This is a genomic window from Streptomyces sp. HUAS TT11 (genome assembly GCF_051553595.1).
Taxonomy (GTDB): Bacteria; Actinomycetota; Actinomycetes; order Streptomycetales; family Streptomycetaceae; genus Streptomyces.
This window is the reverse complement of sequence record NZ_CP196184.1, coordinates 6,387,611-6,406,142: the sequence shown is the minus strand read 5'-3', so window position 1 is coordinate 6,406,142 and position 18,532 is coordinate 6,387,611. Positions and strand designations below refer to the sequence as shown.

The following is an 18,532-nucleotide window of genomic DNA, read 5'->3' as shown; positions in this document are numbered from 1 at the left end:
ATTTCCTCAGGCGAACGGCGCGACGAACACCCTTATGTGTGAAGCAGCCGTCCCGCGAAGTCACGCCCGTGCGTACGAAAACTAGCTTCGTCGCCGGAGGTGACCGAACGATGACGGCCTGTGCCTTCACAACCGCCGCGGCGGAGGGGAACGAGTGGGTGCCCCGACCCGGATGCGTGCTGACCGCGGACGGGTCCTACGCGGCACGTCTCGCCCTGGACGACGGGTCCTGGTACCCGGAGCGCTGGACCCTGGACGGCCCCGAACCGTACGCCGTACCACTGCCCGGCAACCAGCCGGAGGAGCCCGGCACCGAAGTGCAGCCCCTGGCCGACGGCCGGGTGCTGATCCACCGCGTCGCGGCGGGACGCCACACGTTCTCGCTGCTCTATCCGACCGGACCGGGGACCGGGGAGCTGCCGCTGGGCTCGGTGGAATGCCCCACGGAGGACGCCCGGCTGCGGCTGCTGCCCCCCGCGCCGACGGGGGACCGCGCGTTCGCGCTGGCCGTGGACGGGGGATCCACGGCGGTGTGGCAGGTGGCGGGGGGACCGGGTGGGCCCGAGCGGCTGGCTCAGGTGCCGGGCCGCTGCTCGGGCGGGGTGTGGCTGGACCGTACGGGTCGGATGCTGGCCCTCGACCGCACACCGCCCGACGGGGGGCCCGCGAAGACGGTGGTGGTGGATCTGGCGCGGGGCGGGGAGATCTCGCCGCTGCTGCAGATCACGGACGCGAGCCACGACCGGCTGCTGCTCGCGGATCCGGACAGCGGACTGCTGCTGATCCGCTCGGACGCCCCGTCGCCGGGTCAGGACCGGCTCGGCTGGGGGGTGTTGGGGAGCACGCTGCCGGTGCGCTTCCCCGAGTGCCTGCGGCTGGACAGCCCGGCGGCCCCCTTCGCCATCCAGCCGGGACAGGCCTTGATGCCGGAGAGCTGTGCGGTGGCGCTCAGGATCGACGGGGCGGCGGGCAGCTGGATCGGGGTGTGGCGCCCGGCGGACCGCCGTGTCCACCATCTCGCGGCCCCCGAGGGCTGGTTGGCGGGCACGGGCCTGTGGACGCGGGACGGGGTGCTGCGACTGCCGTATGCGACCCGGACGGTGCGCTGCGCGGTGGCCCGGGTCGTACCCCCCGCCGCGGCACCCGCCCCGCCGTCCCAGGACCCGGGCCGGTGGCCGGTGCCGAAGCCCCCGGTGGGACGCACGTCGCGACCGGTGCCCTTGCAGCAGGCGCTCGCGCCACGCGGTGGCCGGACCGAGCGGACACCCCTCGTATGGGTGCGCACGAAGCAGACGCCGGTGGGGAGTGGAAACGGAGCGGCGGGGAACGCGGAGAGCCGCGGCGCCACGCCACCGGTCCCCGGTACGGCCGTGGTCGCCGCCCGTTAGACTCGCCCGGCTGTACGAAAGACATATTGACGGGGTGAAGAGTTCAGATGAGCGACATCAGCAGCAGCACGCCTACGCCGGACGCGGCCCAGGAGATCCCGGGGCACGGCCGGCACCGCGGACCGGTCTCCGCCGAGAACACCGACGCGAACCCCAACGGGCGTCACCGTGCCGCGGACCGCGGCATGACGGCCGATCAGGGGTCGGCCACTCACTGAGGGCGCATCGATTCCGCTGAGGCCCCCCGTCCGTTCCGTCACGGGCGGGGGGCCTCGCCATGACGAGGGCCCGGGACCCGTCGCTCCCCGCCCCGGTCGCCCCACGACCCGTCACTCCTTGGGTGCGGGACTGCGCACGAGCAGCACCGCGGCCGCCCCGATCGCCATCGCCGCGGCCGGCCACAGCAGGGCGTTGGCCATGACGGCCGAGACGACGGTACGGACGGAGTCCTGCACACCGCGGCCGGATTCCAGCCGCTGGAAGTCGATGTTCTCGAAGGCGCTTCTCCGGCTTGCGCCGAGATCCGCCGCGTGCGCCGCGATCTGGGTCTTGAACTGGGCGGTCATGACGGTCGCGATGACCGCGGAGCCGAGTGTGGCCCCGATCTGCCGCGACGCGTTGAACACACCCGAACCGGCGCCGATGTAGGTGGGCGGCAGCCCCTGCATCGCGGCGACGGCCAGCGGACTCATCATCAGCGAGCTCGACGCGCCCATCCAGGCGGCGTGCACGAGCAGCACGGCCAGCGACATGTCGGGTGTCATCAGGAAGTGCCGGACGAAGAGCGCGGAGCTGAACAGGGCGAGCCCGGTGAACGCCGGCCACTTGGGCCCGACCCTGTCGACGAGCCTGCCGATCCAGGGCGCGAGCGGCACCGAGACCAGCGCCGAAGGCAGCATCATCAGCGCCGCCTCGGCCGGCGTCATACCGCGGCCCGCCTGGAAGTAGAGGGTCCCGGGGAAACTCGCGGCGACGGTGGCGAAGCCCGCGGCCACGATCGCCAGATTGGCGGCCGCGAACGTCCTGACCCGGAAGACGCCCATCGGCACCAGCGGCTCGCTCTTGTTCACACGTTCCCAGGCGGCGAAGCCGGCCCCGAGCACGACTCCGAGGACGAGGATCTCGGGGACGCCCACGGAGATCCCGGTGTGGTGGCCGAGGACGACGAGGTCGTCGGTGATCTCCGACCAGTCGTAGCCGCTGCCGTTCTCCAGGCCGTAGACGAGACAGAACAGGGACAGGCCGCTGATCAGCACGCCGACGACGTCGAAGCGGTGCGGATCGCCGGACAGCGCGGGCACGAAGCGCCGCGCCACCAGGAGTCCGACGATCCCGATCGGCACATTGATCAGGAAGATCGACCGCCAGCCCAGCGAGTCGACGAGCAGACCGCCGCAGACCGGTCCGACCAGAACGGCACCGCCGGAGACCAGACCCCAGTACGACATGGCGCGCCCGCGGACCTCCTTGGGGAAGGTCTTGCTGATGATCGCCATGGACTGGGGGCTCATGCCCGCGGCGCCCAGTCCCTGAAGGGCCCGGAAGGCGATCAGCTGACCGATGCCGGACGCGAGCCCGCACAGGAGCGAGGCTGCGGTGAACACCGCCATACCGATCAGATAGATCCGCTTGGCGCCGAACCGGTCCCCGAGGCGGCCCGCGAGCAGCAGCGGCACGGAGTACGCCAGCAGATAGGAACTGGTCACCCACACCGTCGTACTGATGTCCGTATGGAGATCGGCGGAGAGCGTCGGCATCGCCACGACCACGACGGTGGTGTCGAGCATGAGCAGGAAGAAGCCGACCATGAGGGCGGCGAGCGCACTCCACGGTGCCCGGACTCGGGGAGCGGCTCTCTCCGCCTGCGACGTGGTCATGGTCCGACGGTGCCATGGAGCGGTGCCCCGGTATCGGTGGCACGCGGCGGGCTACGGCCGGTTGGGGGGTGCCGGGCCCGCGATGGCGCCGGGAGGCGGGACCGCCGGCCGGTCACCGCTCACACGTGCTTCAGCCCGAGCACCTCCACCGCCGCGAACGTCTCGCCCCGGGGGCGCTGCGCGAAGTGCGGGGTGAGGAGGGTGTCGAGTTCCTCGTAGGTGAACGCGTCCTGCTTCGTGTCGAACCTGGCGTGCACCCGGGGCCGCTCGACGATCGCGACCAGACCGCCGTGCACCACCAGGAGCTGCCCGTTGACCGGTGCGGCGGCGGGTGAGACCAGATAGCCGACGAGTGGGGCCACATGCTCGGGGGCGAGCGGGTCGAGACCCTGCTCCGGGCGTTCGAGGCCGGCGAACACGTCCTCGGTCATCCGGGTGCGGGCACGCGGGCAGATGGCGTTCGCCGTGACGCCGTACCTGGCCAGGGCGAGGGCGGTGGAGGTGGTGAGGCCCACGATGCCGCCCTTGGCCGCCGCGTAGTTGGGCTGCCCGGCCGAGCCCGCCACGAACGCCTCCGACGACGTGTTCACGATCCGCCCGTACACCGGGCCGTCCACCGCTTTGGAACGCGCCCGCCAGTGCGCGGCGGCGAAGCGGGTCGTGTTGAAGTGGCCCTTGAGGTGGACCCGGATCACCGCGTCCCATTCGTTCTCGGACATCGAGAAGACCATGCGGTCGCGCAGGATGCCCGCATTGTTGACGAGTACGTCGAGTTTTCCGAACTCGGCGACCGCCAACTCGATCAGACCGTGGGCCTGGTCGAAGTCGGCGACGTCCCCGGTGTGGGCGACGGCCCGGCCGCCCGCCGCGCGGATCTCGGCGGCGACCTCCTCGGCGGGACCCCCGCACGCCTCCCCCGAACCGTCCCGGCCCGGCTGCCCGTAGTCGTTGACGACGACGGCCGCCCCGAGCCGGGCGAGCTCCAGCGCCTCGGCCCGGCCCAGCCCCCGGCCCGCCCCGGTGACGACGGCGGACAGCCCTTCCAGTGGCAGCGACATCACGGTCCCTTTCGGCAGGCGTACGGGGGCAGCGGGCTCAGAGTTCGATGCACGTGCGCAGTGCCGCGCCCGTCCTCATCCCCTCCAGCGCCTCGTTGATCCCGGCGAGGGGCACCCGATGCGTGATCAGGCCCGCCAGGTCGATACGCCCGGCGCGCCACAGCGCGATGGTCCGCTCGTACGAACGCAGGACGTCCCCGCCGCCGTACATGGACGGCAGGATGCGCTTCTCGTCGAAGAACAGCTCGAACATGTTGAGCCGGAGGAAGTCGTCCATGGCGCCGGCGCCGACCACGACGAGGGTGCCGCCGCGCCGGGTGTGCTCGTAGGCCGTGCGGGCGGTTGCCGACTTCCCGACGACCTCGAAGACGTAGTCGAAGCCCTCTCCCGCGGTGACCTGCTGCTTGGCGTCCGGCAGCTCCTCGGGTGACACGGCCCTCGTGGCCCCGAACTTCAGCGCGGACTCGCGGCGGGAGGCGACCGGGTCGACGGCGACGATCTCGGCGGCGCCCCGGAGCCGGGCACCCTGGATCGCGGAGATCCCGACGCCACCGCAGCCGATGACGGCCACGGACGAACCCGCCGCCACGTCGGCGGTGTTGAGGGCCGCGCCCAGGCCGGTGGTCACCCCGCAGCCGATGAGCGCGGCGATGTCGAACGGCACGTCGTCCGGGACGGGCACCGCGCAGCCGGCGTCCACGACGACCTCTTCGGCGAAGGTGCCGGTGCCCGCGAAGCCGAAGACGTCGCCGCCGGGACGTGTGAAGTTGGGGGTGCCCGCGTTCATGAACCCGGACAGACACAGTTCGGTCTGACCGCGCCGGCAGGCGGGGCAGGCGCCGCAGGCGGGCAGCCAGCACACGACCACCCGGTCGCCGGGCCGCAGGGTGCGGACGCCCTCGCCCACCTCGAGGATCTCGCCCGCGCCCTCGTGGCCGGGCACGAACGGGGCGGGCTGCGGGAGCACCCCGTTCATCGCGGACAGGTCCGAGTGGCACAGCCCGGTGGCGCGCACCCGGATCCTGACCTTGCCGGGGCCGAAGCCCGTCGCCTCGACGTCGTCGAGGACCTCCAGCTTGTCCTGGCCGATCTCGTGCAGTACGGCTGCGCGCATGGTGCGGCTCCCTCGAAGGCTGGGTGGCTCAGGAGTGTTCGACGACGGTGTCGGTGAGGACCGGAGCGTCGTCCCGCTCGACCGCACCGACCGTCACCCGCAGGGAGCCCTCCCGCCGCCACACACGGATGCGCAGGGTCTCGCCGGGGAACACGACTCCGGCGAAGCGCGTGGAGCAGGCGCGCACCCGGGCGACGTCCCCGTCGAGCAGCGTGTCGACGACGGCCTTGAGGGTGATCCCGTAGGTGCACAGTCCGTGCAGGATGGGCCGCTCGAAGCCGGCGAGCTTGGCGAACTCGGGATCGGCGTGCAGCGGGTTCCAGTCGCCGGAGAGGCGGTACAGCAGCGCCTGGTCCTCGCGGGTGGGCCGCTCGATCACCTTGTCGGGTGCGCCGGTGGGCCGGTCGGTGGGGACGGCGGGGCCGCGGTCGCCGCCGAAGCCGCCCTCCCCGCGGACGAAGATCTGCGCGTCGTTGGTCCACAGCGGGCCGTGGTCGTCGGTGGTCTCGGTGCGCAGCACGAGGACGGCTGCCTTCCCCTTGTCGTACACGGCGGCGATGCGGGAGGTCGCGGTCGCCCGGCCCTCCACCGGGATCGGACGGAGGACCGTCAGTGTCTGGCCACCGTGCAGGACCCGGGCGAGATCGACCTCGATGCCGGGCATGGACAGGCCGCTGATCACGCCCGGGGCCCCGGCGCCCGCGACGGTGGCGAAGCTCGGCAGGACGTGCAGCCGGGACTCCAGGGTGTAGCGCAGCTCGTCGGCGTCGGTCGACGGGCTGTGCTTGTCGGGGTTCGCGCCCGCGCCGATGCCGAGGTGATAGAGCTGGACGTCCTTGCTGTTCCAGGTGATCTCGCGGGACCGGGGTTCGGCTGCGAGGGCCTTGGCTGCGTCGATGGGCATGGGGCTCCTGACACTGGCGGGAAAGGCCCCGGTGCGGCCGTCCGCACCGTCGGCCGCACCGGGGCGTCACGGGGCCGCGGAACCCGCCCGTTCTAGAACGCGTTCCAGTACGGCGACCCCCTGTATAACCCAGCTCGCAGAAGTTGTGAAGACCGCTGACGGCTTGTCAGATCCGGGCCCCGCCTCCGGGCCCATGACATTTGTCCTGCCGGAGTCCGTACAACCGCATCTGCTGCGGGCCGCCTCCGCTCCGTAAGGTCGTGGTCATGACGAAAACGACCGGGACACCGCCTGCCGTGTCCTTCACGGGGGCGGTCAAGACCTACGGCGCCGTGCGCGCCGTGGACGGAGTGGACATGCGCATCGCGCAGGGCGAGACGGTGGCACTGCTCGGCCGCAACGGCGCCGGCAAGTCCACCACGATCTCCCTGCTGCTCGGCCTCGTCCAGGCCGACGAGGGCACGGTGGAGCTCTTCGGCGCGGCGCCCGAGCGCTCCGTGCTGGCCGGGCGCGTGGGCGCCATGCTGCAGGATTCGCGGGCGGTCCCCCGGGTGACCGTCCGCGAGCTGGTGTCCTTCGTGGCCGGCCGCTATCCGGCCCCGATGCCCGTCGCACAGGCCCTGGAGCTGGCCGGGATCACCGACCTGGCCGGGCGGCGGGTGGACCGGCTCTCCGGCGGTCAGACGCAGCGCGTGCGGTACGCGGTGGCACTCGCCGGAAATCCGACGCTGCTCGTGCTCGACGAGCCGACGGCGGCCCTGGACGTGGAGGCGCGGCACGCCTTCTGGCGGTCGATGCGGGAGTACGCGGGGCTCGGTCGCACCGTCCTGTTCTCGACCCACTATCTGGAGGAGGCGGACGCGCACGCCGACCGGATCGTCGTCGTCGACCACGGCCGTGTCGTGGCCGACGGCACGGGCGAGCAGCTGAGGCGGGCGGCCGGCGGCAACCTCGTCTCGATCGACCTGGCCGGGCGCGGCGCCGAGGGGCTCACCCTGCTGCCCGGAGTGCGGTCGATGGAAGTGCGCGGGGACCGGGCGCTGCTGCGCTCGGACGACTCCGACGCGACGGTGATCGCCCTGGCGGAGCTGGGCGCGATACGCGGCCTGGAGGTCGCCCCGGCATCGCTCGACGACGCGTTCCTTGCCCTGACCGCACCCGAGATGGAGATCGTGTGATGCTGGACTACCTGCGGCTGGAAGTGCGCCGGACGCTGCGCGACGTGGGCTTCGTGATCGGTGGGGTCGCGATGCCGGTGATGATGTATCTGCTGTTCACCAACCTCGGTGAGAACGACGGTGCCTGGAAGACGGCCTCCATGGTCGGCATGGCCGCGTACGGCGCGGTCGGGTCGGCCCTGAACACCGGGGGCGGGGTCGCCGAGGACCGGGCGATCGGCTGGCTGCGGCAGCTCAGGGTGACCCCGATGACTCCCCGCCAGGTCGTCGCCGGGCGGGCGCTGACCGGTTCCGTGACGGTACTGCCCGCGATCGTCGTGGTGCTGGCCGCGGGCGGGCTGCTCAACGGCGTCCGGCTGGCGGCATGGCAGTGGGCCTCGATCGCGCTCCTGCTGTGGCTCGGTTCGATCCCGTTCACCCTGCTCGGCCTCGGCAACGGCTACCGGCTGACCGCGCAGACCACGGGTGTGACGAACATGGTGTGCAATCTGGGCCTCGCGGTGCTCGGCGGCCTGTGGTTCCCCGTCACCCTGTTCCCCGGCTGGCTGCGCACGGTCTCCGGGTACACCCCGACCCACCGCTTCGCCCAGCTCGGCACGTCGATCGCCGACGGCCACGCCCCCGCACTCGGTGCGGTCGTGGTCCTGACGGCCTGGGCGCTGGCGTTCGGTTCGTACGCTGTCTTGTCGTACCGCCGCAGTGCGGGGAACGTGTGAACGGGGTGACGGACATGTACTGGTTGCGCAAGGCCGGCTGCCGCATGGACGCATGGCAGCTCGCACGCGAGACGTGGAAGGAGGACATGGCGCGCTTCAAGACCGAGCAGAAGGCCGCCCGGAAGACCGGCAAGACGGCGGAGAGCCCGGGTCCGCCGCCCACCGGCTTCACCCTGCTGCCGTGGCTGCTGCTGGGGATGGGGGCCTTCTCCAACCTCTTCCAGGGCAAGGCCTCGAACGCGTGGATAGGCAGTGTCGGCCTGCTCACGTTCAACTCCCTCTACATCTACGTCGTCTTCCGGGCCTTCGACAGGGAGCGGCGCGAGGCGCCGTCCACGCGTGCGGCGCTGGTCCTGATGGGGGCGGTGACCTGCGCCTTGGCCATCGGCTACGGCGGCAACTGGCTGCTGTTCTTCCCTCTGCTCGGTCTGGCGACGGGCGCCATCGTCCGCGGGCCCTGGCTGGGGAAGACCGGTCTGGGGCTCACCGCGCTGGCCGGAACCGTGGCGTGCCTGCGCGACGGCTGGAACGGGATCAACATCGCCTATGGCACCTTCCTGTCGACGATGGTGACCGCCGCCATCCTGTCCCTGTCCGAGGCCGTCCGCGAACTGCGCGCCGCCCGAGAGGAACTGGCCCGCCGAGCGGTGGAGAAGGAGCGACTGCGCTTCTCCCGCGACCTGCACGACCTGCTCGGGCACACCCTCTCGGTGATCGTCGTGAAGTCCGAGGCGGCCCGCCGCCTGGCCCATCGCGACCTGGACGCGGCGCTGACACAGGTCACCGACATCGAGTCCGTCGGCCGCCAGGCGCTCACCGAGATCCGCGAGGCGGTGACGGGCTACCGGGAGGGCAGCCTGGCGACGGAACTGGACCGCGCCCGGTCGGCCCTGACCGCAGCGGGCATCGAGCCGTTGGTGCGCAGGTCGGGCCCTCCCCTGGTACCGCAGACCGAGGTGCTGCTCGGCTGGGTGGTCCGCGAGGCGGTCACCAATGCCGTACGGCACAGCGGCGCGGACCGCTGCGAGCTCACCCTCGACGGCACGTCCGGACGCGTCCGGCTGACGATCGCCGACAACGGGAACGGCGCGCCGGCCACCCCGCCGCCGGCGGGCGTGGGCGGGACCGGTCTGAAGGGGCTGACGGAGCGGCTCGCGGCGGCGGGCGGCTCACTGCGCGCCGGCCCGGCACCGCGCGGCGGATTCACGGTCACGGCGGAACTGCCCGTGGACTCGGAACTCCCGATGGCCGCCGGGCTTCCGCCCGCCGTCCAGCTCTCACCGGCGACCACGGCTCCCGGAACCGACTGACCACCCGGCACCCGTCACACCGACAACACGGAGTCCGTTCCGGCGATCACGGAACCGCCGAAACCCCGACGCGGGCCGCCTCACGCCCCTCCCGCCGGGCAACCACGACCCCCAGGACCCGGCGATCACCCGGCCCGCACCGCGCACCCGGCCCCATCACACCGACAACACGGCGCACCGTCCCGGCGATCACCGAACGTGCAGAACGCCGCGCCGGGCCGTCTCGGCCCGCTCCGGTCGAGGCGCGACCCGCGGACGTGCCCGCACCGTACGCTTGGCCCGTGGACGAGATGCCCCGAAGTCACAGGCCGGCGACATGCATCAGGGTCCTGCTCGCCGAGGACCAGGGCATGATGCGCGGCGCCCTCGCCCTGCTGCTCGGCATGGAGGAGGACATCGAGGTCGTCGCGCAGGTCTCCGCGGGCGACGCGATCGTGGACACGGCCCTGACCCACCGTCCGGACGTGGCCCTGCTGGACATCGAGCTTCCCGGTATGAGCGGTCTGGACGCGGCGGCCGAACTGCGCGTGCAGGCACCGGACTGCCGGGTGCTGATCCTGACCACCTTCGGCCGGCCCGGTTATCTGCGCCGCGCCATGGAGGCGGGGGCCGCCGGGTTCCTCGTCAAGGACGGTCCGGTGGAGGACCTGGCCACGGCGATCCGGCGGGTGCTCACCGGTGAGACGGTGGTCGATCCGGCGCTGGCCGCGGCGGCTCTCAGCGCCGGACCCAACCCGCTGACCGCACGCGAGTGCGAGGTCCTGAAGGCATCCGTGGACGGGGCGACGGTCTCCGACATCGCCGCGAAGCTCCATCTGTCCGAGTCCACGGTCCGCAACTACCTCTCGTCGGCCATCGGCAAGACCGGCACCCGCAACCGCATGGAGGCGATGCGCGAGGCCCGGCAGCAGGGATGGCTGTAGGGCCTGCCGTTCGGTTCAGGTCGGCGGGAAGGACCGCGCCTTTCGACACCGGCCTGATCCGAACGACAGGCCCCAACGGGCCGTCTCCGCGGGAACCCGTGCGGCCGCGGCCCGTGCGCCCCCTCAGCGCGCGGCGGCCTTGCGCGGCAGCCACGCCAGCATCAGCGCGGCGCCCGCCAGCAGCAGGCATCCGCTCAACCGGAACGCCTGCGCATAACCCTCCGTCAGGGCCTGCGCCGACGCGCCCCCGCCCGTGCGCGTCGCCGCGACCGTCGACATGACCGCGAGGCCGAGCGAACCGCCCATCGTGCGGGAGGTGTTGATCAGCCCGGACGCGAGCCCGGCGTCCGCCGGTTTCGCTTCCGAGGTGGCGAACGCCGCCAGCGGAGTGGCCGCCAGCCCCGCGCCCAGCATCATCAGGATCCCCGGGATCATGATCGTCGTGAGATAGGCCCCGTGCGCCTCCATCGTCGACTGCCAGCCGAACCCGGCCGCCGCGACCAGCGTCCCGAGCACCGCCGCGTTCCGCGCCCCGGCCGCCCGCATGACCGACGGCGCGAGCTTGGAGCCGAACACCACGGCCAGTGAACTGGGCACCAGCGCGAGACCGGCGTCCAGGGGCGAGTAGCCGAGGACGTTCTGCGCGTACAGCGTCATGAAGAACCACATGCAGAACATCGCGGAACCGGAGACGAACATGGCCGCGTTCGCCGAGGACACGGACCGCAGCCGCAGCAGACCCAGGGGCATCAGGGGCGCCTTCGTCCGTGCCTCGACGGCCAGGAACAGCCCGATCAGGGCGAGTCCCGCGCACAGCGGCACCAGCGTCGCGGCCGCCGTCCAGCCCTCCGCCTCCGTCTGCCCGATCCCGTACGCGAGCGCGGCGAGCCCCGAGGTCACCAGCATCGCGCCCGGCAGGTCCAGGCGACGTCCGTCTGCCGTGCGGCTCTCGAGGAGCGCTTCCCCGGCCGTCGGCCGCGTCCGGGCGGAGGGGATCCCCAGCGCGGATCCCCCGAGGACGAGCACGCCCACCGGCACGTTGATCAGCAGCACCCAGCGCCACGACAGGCCGTCCACGAGCAGTCCGCCGACGAGCCCGCCCGCCGCGCCGCCGCCGGCGCCCACCGCGGTCCAGGTCGCGATCGCCCGTGCCCGTGCCGCGCCCTCCGGTACGGCCGCGGTGAGCAGGGTCAGCGTCGAGGGTGCGAGCACGGCCGCCCCCAGTCCCTGCACGGCTCGTGCCACCAGCAGCTCCCAGCCCTCCTGGGCCAGTCCGCCGCCGAGGGAGGCCACGGTGAACAGGGCGAGCCCGAGGAGGAACATCCGCCTGCGTCCGTACAGGTCCCCGGCCCGCCCTCCGAGCAGCATGAACCCGGCGAAGGCGATCGCGTAGGCGTTCACCACCCACTGCAGCCCCGGGGCGGTCAGTCCGAGGTCGGCGCGCATCGAGGGCAGCGCCACATTGACCACGGACACGTCCAGCACCACGAGGAACTGTCCGGCGCACGCCAGCGTGATCACCACCCAGGCGGGCGGCAGGGAACGACGGGTCACGGACAGGTCTTCGACGGTCGGCAGCATGCGCGCCATACTGCCGACCCCGTGGCCGGTCGGCATCGGGATTTCGTCCCGTCTCCGACTCGGTCCATCGACCTGGTTCCTGCCGCGCCACGGACGTAAGCGACCTGACGGAAGATCAGATCTTCATGGGATGGTCAAGGATTCGTTAGTATGCCAAAGCATCGGAATAGTTGCCCGTGCATACGAGGTTTACCCAGCACTTATCCGGCGCGGACCCGACCGACGGCCCCTTCCGCGCCTCTTTCACTTTCGGCCTGGAGGCCTCACGCAATGACGCACACGACGACCGACCAGCCTGCTCGGAGGCCGTCCGGCGCAATCGTGCCGGTACTCGCCTTCGCGGGAATCGTTGTCGCGGTGATGCAGACCCTGCTCGTCCCTGTCATCAAGGATCTGCCGCAGCTGCTGAGCACCTCGCCCAGCAACGCCACCTGGGTCCTGACCTCCACCCTGCTCTCGGGCGCCGTGGCCACCCCGATCATGGGCCGGCTCGGCGACCTCTACGGCAAGCGGCGGATGCTCCTCGCGAGCCTGGCCGTGATGGTGGTCGGCGCACTGATCAGCGGCTTCACCAGCGCCGTACTGCCGATGATCGTCGGACGCACGCTCCAGGGCTTCGCGATGGGCGCGATCCCGCTCGGCATCGGCCTGATGCGCGACATGCTGCCCCGTGAGCGGCTCGGCTCGGCGATGGCCCTGATGAGCTCCTCGATCGGCGTCGGCGGCGGACTCGCGCTGCCGGCCGCCGCCCTGGTGGCCCAGAACGCCGACTGGCACGCCCTCTTCTTCGGCGCCGCCGGACTCGGCGTCCTCTCGATCGTGCTCACCCTTCTCGTGGTGCCCGAGTCCGAGGCCCGCGCGAAGGGCTCCTTCGATGTGCTCGGCGCGCTCGGCCTGTCCGCGGGCCTGGTCCTGCTCCTGCTGCCGATCACCAAGGGCAGCGACTGGGGCTGGTCGTCCGGCACCACGCTCGGCCTGTTCGCGGCCTCGGTGGCGGTCCTGCTCCTGTGGGGTCTGCTGGAGCTGCGGCTGAGCGCCCCGCTGGTCGACCTGCGCACCACGGCCCGCCGCGAGGTGCTGCTCACCAACCTCGCGTCGATCATGGTCGGCGTCTCGTTCTACGTCGTCTCGCTCGTCCTGCCGCAGCTGCTCCAGCTGCCCGCCGCCACCGGCTACGGCCTCGGCCAGTCGATGGTGGTCGCGGGCCTGTGCGTGGCACCGCTCGGTCTGACCATGATGTTCACCGCGCCGGTCTACGCCCGGCTGTCCGCGAAGTACGGCCCCAAGGTCACCCTCATCATGGGCCTGCTGATCATCGGCATCGGCTACGGCGGCGGGCTCGGCCTGATGGACGCCGCCTGGCAGACCGTGATCACCTCGGTGGTCCTGGGCGCGGGCATCGGCCTCGCCTACTCCTCGCTGCCCGCCCTGATCGTCGGTGCGGTCCCCGCCTCGGAGACGGGCGCCGCCAACGGTCTCAACACCCTGATGCGGTCGATCGGCACCTCGGTCTCCAGCGCCGTCATCGGCATGGTGCTCGCCAACACCGCGAACCACGCCGGCGGTCTCACGATCCCCACACTGCGCGGTTTCCATGTGTCGTTCCTGATTGCGACCGGCGCGGTCGCGATCGGCCTGCTCCTGGCCCTCTTCCTGCCCAAGCCGGACCGCGCCCCGCAGCTGCGCGCGAGCAGCCAGGAGGAGGCCAACCTGGAGCGTGCCGAAGAGGTACTGCGCGGTTTCCGCGGCCGCGTCCTGGACGCGGGCGGCACCCCGGTCGCCCGCGCCAAGGTGACGCTGATCGACCGCCGCGGGCGCCAGGCCGGCGCCACGCTCTCCGCGGACGACGGCAGCTACGCCCTGGCCGTACCGGCCGAGGGCCCGTACGTCCTCGCCGCCAGGGCCGCGGGGCACGGCCCGCTCGCCTCTTCGGCGACCCACCACGGCGACCACCGCCCGATCGATCTGGATCTCTCCCTGCCGGGCGAGACGGTCTCCGCCTGACCCGTACCGGACACCGCACCCCCCGTCGCCCGCGCGACGGGGGGTGCGGCAGCATGGGTCGCCTACAGGCCTGTGCCGACGCCCGACCCGTCCGTACGGCGCCTGCCCGCACGTACGACCGAAAGGACCCCCCCCATGGCGGCGGCACCCTCCCTCGAGCTCCCGGCCCCTCCCCCGTCCGGGATCCTGGCCGCGTTCGAGGCCGCCAAGGGGTTCATGCCGCTCCACGAGGGACTCGCGCTGTACGGGGCCGCCGTGACGGCCGGACGGCTCGGGCTGCCGCTGCTGGAGGTCGGCACCTACTGCGGGCGCTCCACGATCCTGCTCGCCGCCGCGGCCCGTGCCGCGGGCGTCACGGCGCTCACCGTCGACCATCATCGCGGCAGCGAGGAGCAGCAGCCGGGCTGGGAGTACCACGACCCGGAGACGGTGGACCCCGAGGTCGGCCTGATGGACACGCTGCCCACGTTCCGCAGGACCCTGCACCGGGCGGGCCTGGAGGAGCACGTCGTGGCCCTGGTCGGCCGCTCCCCGCAGATCGCCGCCTTCTGGAAGTCCCCCCTCGGCCTGGTCTTCGTCGACGGCGGCCACACCGACGAACACGCGAACGCCGACTACCACGGCTGGGCCCCGCATGTGGCACAGGGCGGACTGCTGGTCATCCATGACGTCTTCCCGGAGCCGGAGGACGAGTTCACCGGCCAGGCGCCCTACCGGGTGTACCTCAGGGCACTGGAGTCCGGCGGCTTCACGGAGGTCTCGGCGACCGGCTCGCTGCGTGTCCTGAAACGAACGGGGCAGCGGGCGCATCGCGGCGTTGGAGCGGCGGGCACGGCGTAGCCGTTAGGGTCGCAGGCATGTCGTACGTGGGTCCCGACTTCGATCCTCCCCGGCCGCCCCGCTTTCGGCGCGGCCCGCTGACGCTGGCGGTCGCCGCTCTGGTGCCGACCGCGCTCGTGGGCTGGCTGGTCTACGAGGCCGTCGCCGACACAGGCGGCGGCCGGTCCGGTGCAGTGCCCGTGACGGCGTCCTCGGCCACCGGGTCCGCCTCGGCGTCCGCACCGCAGGACGGCAAGGAGAGCGCGGTACCGCCCGGCCGGACTCCGGCCACCGCGCGGGCGGGCTCCGGGCCCCTCGCGGGCAAGGTCGTCGTCATCGACCCGGGACACAACCCCAGCAACTTCCGGCACACCTCCGAGATCAACCGCCAGGTGAACATCGGGACGAACCGGAAGGAGTGCGACACCACGGGCACGTCCACCAATGCGGGTTACGCGGAGGCCCGGTTCACTCTGGACGTGGCGCGGAGGATGCGCACGCTCCTCGAGAAGCAGGGCGCCACGGTGAAGTTCACCCAGGACGGCGACCGCCCCTGGGGCCCGTGTGTGGACGAGCGGGCGCGCATCGGCAACGAGGCGCACGCCGACGCGGCGATCTCCATCCACGCGGACGGCGCACCGGTCGGTGACCGCGGCTTCCACGTCATCGTTCCGGCCGCGGTGCACGCGGGCTCGGCCGACACCCGCAAGATCGCCGCCCCCTCGCGCGACCTCGGCGAGCGCGTCGCGGGCAGTTTCGTCCGCGTCACCGGAAGCGCTCCGTCCAACTACGTCGGCAACGGTACGGGCCTTGTCGTACGGAGCGATCTCGGCGGTCTCAATCTGTCAACGGTTCCCAAGGTGTTCATCGAGTGCGGCAACATGCGCGACAGCAAGGACGCGGCATCGTTGACCAGCGGCGCGTGGCGGCAGAAGGCGGCGCAGGGGATCTCTGAGGGAATCGTGAGTTTCCTGCGCGGGTAGCGATCACCGGTCCGAACCCGGCGGACACGCAGATCGGGCGGACGATAGTGTCATCCCTACGATGAGGGGCCACCCCTGCGCTTTTCACCGCGGCCCGAGGGCGACAAGGTGACAGCGACGCCTCCACCGACGACGAGACGACAGACGAAGGACCCGAAGTGAATATCCGCTCCCTCACTAGAGGCGACGGCGTGGTGATCGGAGCAGCGGTATTGCTGTTCATCGCGTCGTTTCTCGACTTCTACTCGGCCGCGGGCTTCAGCGGCGCCCCGAACGCCTGGGACTCCCTCGGTGAAGGCCTCGGCCTCTACATGGGCGGGGTCGCCGGCGCCGCTCTGATCGTCATCAACCGCTGCCTGCCCCAGCCCCGCAAGATCGTCGGCCTGGAACTCACGGCGGTCGGCCAGGCGTTCGCGATCCTCACCGCGTGGATCCTGTTCTGGTTCCTCGTCGACGTCCCGAACGGGATCGACGCCGGCACCGGCCTGGTCCTCGGCTTCATCGCCGCCCTGCTGCTGGCGGCCGCCGCCGTCGCCACTCCCGTGGTGCCGGCACTGCAGGCCGCCCTCGTCCCCGCCCCCAAGCCGGCCGCGCCGCAGCCCTACGGCGGCCAGCCGCAGGGCGGTTACGGCTACCCGGGCGCCCAGCAGCCGTCGTTCGGCGGGCAGCCCCAGCCGGGACAGCCGTTCGGCGGGCAGCCGCAGCAGCAGGCCCCGGCCGGGGACTTCTCGCCGTTCTGGTTCGCCGTGCCGGTGCCCCGTCCGCTGTTCGCGGAGGACGGCTCGCCCACGCCGATCGCCGAACTCGCGCCCGGCACCTGGTACCTGGCGGTGGAGCAGCGCGGCCCGGGCCTGGTGGCCCAGACGCAGGACGGCCGCCGAGGTGTGCTGCAGGACACCAGCGGCATCCAGCGCGGCTGACCCCTTCATCGGCATACGGCCCCTCGCCCTTCCGGGCGGGGGGCCGTTGTCGTACAGTCGCAGCCCTGCGTCCCCTCTCTGATGACTCGTCAGATCGGCACGGCTGGAGGCGACATGCGGCTCGGACTCGCGCTCGGCTACTGGGGCCGTGGCCCCGCGGCGGACCACGTCCCGCTGGCGCGGGAGGCCGAACGGCTGGGTTACCACTCGGTGTGGACCGCCGAGTCCTGGGGATCGGACGCCTTCACCCCGCTGACCTGGATCGCCGCACGGACCTCGAGGATCGGTCTGGGCACGGCCGTCGCCCAGATGGCGGCCCGCTCCCCGACCACGACCGCGATGCACGCGCTCACCCTCGACCATCTCTCCGGCGGACGCATGATGCTCGGACTCGGGCTGTCGGGGCCCCAGGTCGTCGAGGGCTGGTACGGACGGCCGTTCCCCGCTTCCCCGCTGACCGCCACCCGGGAGTACGTCGACGTCGTACGCCAGGTGCTGCGGCGTGAGGCCCCGGTCGCACTGGACGGACGCTTCCACCCTCTGCCCTACCCGGGGCCGGACGGCACCGGGCTCGGCAAGGCGCTGAAGCCGATCACCCACCCTCTGCGCGCCGATCTGCCGATCCTGCTCGGCGCCGAGGGGCCGAAGAACGTGGCGCAGACGACCCGGATCGCCGACGGCTGGCTGCCGCTCTACTGGGCACCGACCCGTCCCGAGGTCTACGGACCCGCCCTGGCCGAGGTGCCCGAGGGGTTCCTCGTCGCCCCCATGGCACAGGTGCGCGTCTGCGACGACGTCCCGCAGGGGCTGCTGCCGGTCAAGGCCATGCTCGGCTTCTACATCGGCGGCATGGGGCACGCGGCACGGAACTTCCATGCCGACCTCATGGCGCGCATGGGGTACGAGGAGGAGGCGCGGCGCATCCAGCGGCTGTTCCTGGAGGGACGACGGGAGGAGGCGGTGCGGGCCGTACCCGACGCCTTCGCCGACGAGATCTCACTCGTCGGCCCGCGTGAACGGATCGCGGAGCGGCTGGAGTTGTGGCGCAAGGGCCCGGTGACCGATCTGCTGGCGCTGGCCCCGGACCCGCATACGCTGCGGGTGCTGGCCGAGCTGAACGCGTAGCGCGCGTCTCAGTCCACCGTGAGCTGTCTGGCCGTCGGGTACTGGTTCCTGACCGGGGTGCCCGCGCTGCGGCTCGCGCTCTTCACCTTGCCGACCACGTCGGCGAAGGAACTCGCCGCCGACTCGTCGCCGTTGTTCAGCCGCGTCGGCAGGTTCCTCAACCCGTCGATGCCCGCGGCGAGCGGGGCGAGGGCCCTGGCGAGCGCCGGATCACCCTGGGCGCTGCGCTGGGCCGCCCTGAGCCGGTTGTACGCGAAGGTGCCCGCGAGGCCGGCCTTCACCAGGGCCGCCTGCCGGCCCCGTGCGCCGTTCTTGAACCCACCGGCCTTCCACGGCTTCACGATCCACTGGTACGTCGCCCCGGCGGCGAGCCCCGCGTTCGCCAGGAAGCGGGTCCTGGCCAGCCTCTGCCGCTCCGCCGGGGTGCTCGGCGAGGGCGAGGCGACCACGATGTAGTTGCCGGCCACCTGCTGCACGGCGCTGCGACCACCGCAGGCGGTCCCGGCGAACAGGATGGAGCACGTCGCGAGGGTCACCGCGAGGGCGCGTATCGGTCGGGACACGGGATCCTCCGGCCTTGGCGAGGAACGGTGCGTCTCCCGGCCGGGAGACACGGCTCTCAAGGCAGCGTC

The 18,532-nt window shown here is 72.2% G+C and carries 17 protein-coding genes; 11 read left to right on the top strand and 6 right to left on the bottom strand.

Annotated features, from left to right (window positions below; genetic code table 11):
* Window positions 1–110 precede the first annotated feature (110 nt).
* Window positions 111–1,388, top strand: a complete 1,278-nt coding sequence (locus ACSHXN_RS28585; protein ID WP_438304149.1) for a hypothetical protein — start codon at window positions 111–113, stop codon at window positions 1,386–1,388.
* Between the two features lie 47 nt (window positions 1,389–1,435).
* Window positions 1,436–1,606 carry a hypothetical protein gene (locus tag ACSHXN_RS28580; protein ID WP_438304147.1) on the top strand — a complete coding sequence of 57 codons (171 nt, stop codon included), beginning with the start codon at window positions 1,436–1,438 and terminating at the stop codon, window positions 1,604–1,606.
* 111 nt (window positions 1,607–1,717) lie between these two features.
* On the opposite strand, the gene ACSHXN_RS28575 is transcribed toward ACSHXN_RS28580, so the two are convergent.
* The 4 genes from ACSHXN_RS28575 to ACSHXN_RS28560 form a co-directional block, all read right to left on the bottom strand.
* Window positions 1,718–3,265 (bottom strand): DHA2 family efflux MFS transporter permease subunit, encoded by a 1,548-nt coding sequence (locus tag ACSHXN_RS28575; RefSeq protein WP_355132159.1) that lies wholly within the window; start codon window positions 3,263–3,265, stop codon window positions 1,718–1,720.
* Window positions 3,266–3,384: 119 nt separating this feature from the next.
* Complete coding sequence (locus tag ACSHXN_RS28570; RefSeq protein ID WP_355132158.1) at window positions 3,385–4,323, bottom strand: 3-oxoacyl-ACP reductase; 939 nt, start codon at window positions 4,321–4,323, stop codon at window positions 3,385–3,387.
* A gap of 37 nt (window positions 4,324–4,360) precedes the next feature.
* Window positions 4,361–5,437: a Zn-dependent alcohol dehydrogenase gene (locus ACSHXN_RS28565; RefSeq protein ID WP_355132157.1), complete on the bottom strand. Its 1,077-nt coding sequence runs from the start codon at window positions 5,435–5,437 to the stop codon at window positions 4,361–4,363.
* Between the two features lie 28 nt (window positions 5,438–5,465).
* Entirely contained in the window at window positions 5,466–6,341 is an 876-nt protein-coding gene (locus tag ACSHXN_RS28560) for a MaoC/PaaZ C-terminal domain-containing protein (RefSeq protein WP_355132156.1), read from the bottom strand.
* Window positions 6,342–6,607: 266 nt separating this feature from the next.
* Here ACSHXN_RS28560 and ACSHXN_RS28555 point away from each other — a divergent pair, with 266 nt between their 5' ends.
* The 4 genes from ACSHXN_RS28555 to ACSHXN_RS28540 all read left to right on the top strand — a co-directional run bounded on the left by ACSHXN_RS28555 (window position 6,608) and on the right by ACSHXN_RS28540 (window position 10,468).
* Window positions 6,608–7,519, top strand: a complete 912-nt coding sequence (locus ACSHXN_RS28555; RefSeq protein ID WP_355132155.1) for an ABC transporter ATP-binding protein — start codon at window positions 6,608–6,610, stop codon at window positions 7,517–7,519.
* A complete protein-coding gene (locus ACSHXN_RS28550) occupies window positions 7,519–8,235 on the top strand; it encodes an ABC transporter permease (protein WP_356112804.1) in 717 nt (238 codons plus the stop codon). The genes ACSHXN_RS28555 and ACSHXN_RS28550 overlap by 1 nt, the downstream gene beginning before the upstream one ends.
* A gap of 14 nt (window positions 8,236–8,249) precedes the next feature.
* On the top strand, window positions 8,250–9,545 hold the full coding sequence (locus ACSHXN_RS28545) for a sensor histidine kinase (protein ID WP_438304142.1): 1,296 nt from the start codon (window positions 8,250–8,252) through the stop codon (window positions 9,543–9,545).
* Window positions 9,546–9,835: 290 nt separating this feature from the next.
* Entirely contained in the window at window positions 9,836–10,468 is a 633-nt protein-coding gene (locus ACSHXN_RS28540) for a response regulator transcription factor (RefSeq protein WP_355795826.1), read from the top strand.
* 123 nt (window positions 10,469–10,591) lie between these two features.
* Here the strand turns inward: ACSHXN_RS28540 and ACSHXN_RS28535 are convergent, their stop codons facing one another.
* Window positions 10,592–12,058: an MFS transporter gene (locus ACSHXN_RS28535; RefSeq protein ID WP_438306509.1), complete on the bottom strand. Its 1,467-nt coding sequence runs from the start codon at window positions 12,056–12,058 to the stop codon at window positions 10,592–10,594.
* A 261-nt stretch (window positions 12,059–12,319) separates the two neighbouring features.
* Here ACSHXN_RS28535 and ACSHXN_RS28530 point away from each other — a divergent pair, with 261 nt between their 5' ends.
* The 5 genes from ACSHXN_RS28530 (at window position 12,320) to ACSHXN_RS28510 (ending at window position 17,900) form a co-directional block, all read left to right on the top strand.
* Window positions 12,320–14,053: an MFS transporter gene (locus ACSHXN_RS28530; RefSeq protein WP_355132151.1), complete on the top strand. Its 1,734-nt coding sequence runs from the start codon at window positions 12,320–12,322 to the stop codon at window positions 14,051–14,053.
* A gap of 135 nt (window positions 14,054–14,188) precedes the next feature.
* Window positions 14,189–14,893 (top strand): class I SAM-dependent methyltransferase, encoded by a 705-nt coding sequence (locus ACSHXN_RS28525; RefSeq protein ID WP_356112811.1) that lies wholly within the window; start codon window positions 14,189–14,191, stop codon window positions 14,891–14,893.
* Between the two features lie 17 nt (window positions 14,894–14,910).
* Entirely contained in the window at window positions 14,911–15,855 is a 945-nt protein-coding gene (locus ACSHXN_RS28520; RefSeq protein ID WP_356293176.1) for an N-acetylmuramoyl-L-alanine amidase, read from the top strand.
* A gap of 191 nt (window positions 15,856–16,046) precedes the next feature.
* Window positions 16,047–16,775, top strand: a complete 729-nt coding sequence (locus ACSHXN_RS28515; protein WP_355132148.1) for a hypothetical protein — start codon at window positions 16,047–16,049, stop codon at window positions 16,773–16,775.
* Between the two features lie 114 nt (window positions 16,776–16,889).
* On the top strand, window positions 16,890–17,900 hold the full coding sequence (locus ACSHXN_RS28510; protein ID WP_355132147.1) for an LLM class F420-dependent oxidoreductase: 1,011 nt from the start codon (window positions 16,890–16,892) through the stop codon (window positions 17,898–17,900).
* 8 nt (window positions 17,901–17,908) lie between these two features.
* Here the strand turns inward: ACSHXN_RS28510 and ACSHXN_RS28505 are convergent, their stop codons facing one another.
* Window positions 17,909–18,463, bottom strand: coding sequence for a hypothetical protein (locus tag ACSHXN_RS28505; protein ID WP_355132146.1), 555 nt, complete (start codon window positions 18,461–18,463; stop codon window positions 17,909–17,911).
* Between the last annotated feature and the right edge of the window lie 69 nt (window positions 18,464–18,532).

Excerpts from the sequence above, each read along its gene's own strand:
- ACSHXN_RS28585 (WP_438304149.1), top strand. The coding sequence starts at position 111 with ATGACGGCCTGTGCCTTCACAACCGCCGCGGCGGAGGGGAACGAGTGG.
- ACSHXN_RS28580 (WP_438304147.1), top strand. The coding sequence starts at position 1,436 with ATGAGCGACATCAGCAGCAGCACGCCTACGCCGGACGCGGCCCAGGAG.
- ACSHXN_RS28575 (WP_355132159.1), bottom strand. The coding sequence starts at position 3,265 with ATGACCACGTCGCAGGCGGAGAGAGCCGCTCCCCGAGTCCGGGCACCG.
- ACSHXN_RS28570 (WP_355132158.1), bottom strand. The coding sequence starts at position 4,323 with ATGTCGCTGCCACTGGAAGGGCTGTCCGCCGTCGTCACCGGGGCGGGC.
- ACSHXN_RS28565 (WP_355132157.1), bottom strand. The coding sequence starts at position 5,437 with ATGCGCGCAGCCGTACTGCACGAGATCGGCCAGGACAAGCTGGAGGTC.
- ACSHXN_RS28560 (WP_355132156.1), bottom strand. The coding sequence starts at position 6,341 with ATGCCCATCGACGCAGCCAAGGCCCTCGCAGCCGAACCCCGGTCCCGC.
- ACSHXN_RS28555 (WP_355132155.1), top strand. The coding sequence starts at position 6,608 with ATGACGAAAACGACCGGGACACCGCCTGCCGTGTCCTTCACGGGGGCG.
- ACSHXN_RS28550 (WP_356112804.1), top strand. The coding sequence starts at position 7,519 with ATGCTGGACTACCTGCGGCTGGAAGTGCGCCGGACGCTGCGCGACGTG.
- ACSHXN_RS28545 (WP_438304142.1), top strand. The coding sequence starts at position 8,250 with ATGTACTGGTTGCGCAAGGCCGGCTGCCGCATGGACGCATGGCAGCTC.
- ACSHXN_RS28540 (WP_355795826.1), top strand. The coding sequence starts at position 9,836 with ATGCCCCGAAGTCACAGGCCGGCGACATGCATCAGGGTCCTGCTCGCC.
- ACSHXN_RS28535 (WP_438306509.1), bottom strand. The coding sequence starts at position 12,058 with ATGGCGCGCATGCTGCCGACCGTCGAAGACCTGTCCGTGACCCGTCGT.
- ACSHXN_RS28530 (WP_355132151.1), top strand. The coding sequence starts at position 12,320 with ATGACGCACACGACGACCGACCAGCCTGCTCGGAGGCCGTCCGGCGCA.
- ACSHXN_RS28525 (WP_356112811.1), top strand. The coding sequence starts at position 14,189 with ATGGCGGCGGCACCCTCCCTCGAGCTCCCGGCCCCTCCCCCGTCCGGG.
- ACSHXN_RS28520 (WP_356293176.1), top strand. The coding sequence starts at position 14,911 with ATGTCGTACGTGGGTCCCGACTTCGATCCTCCCCGGCCGCCCCGCTTT.
- ACSHXN_RS28510 (WP_355132147.1), top strand. The coding sequence starts at position 16,890 with ATGCGGCTCGGACTCGCGCTCGGCTACTGGGGCCGTGGCCCCGCGGCG.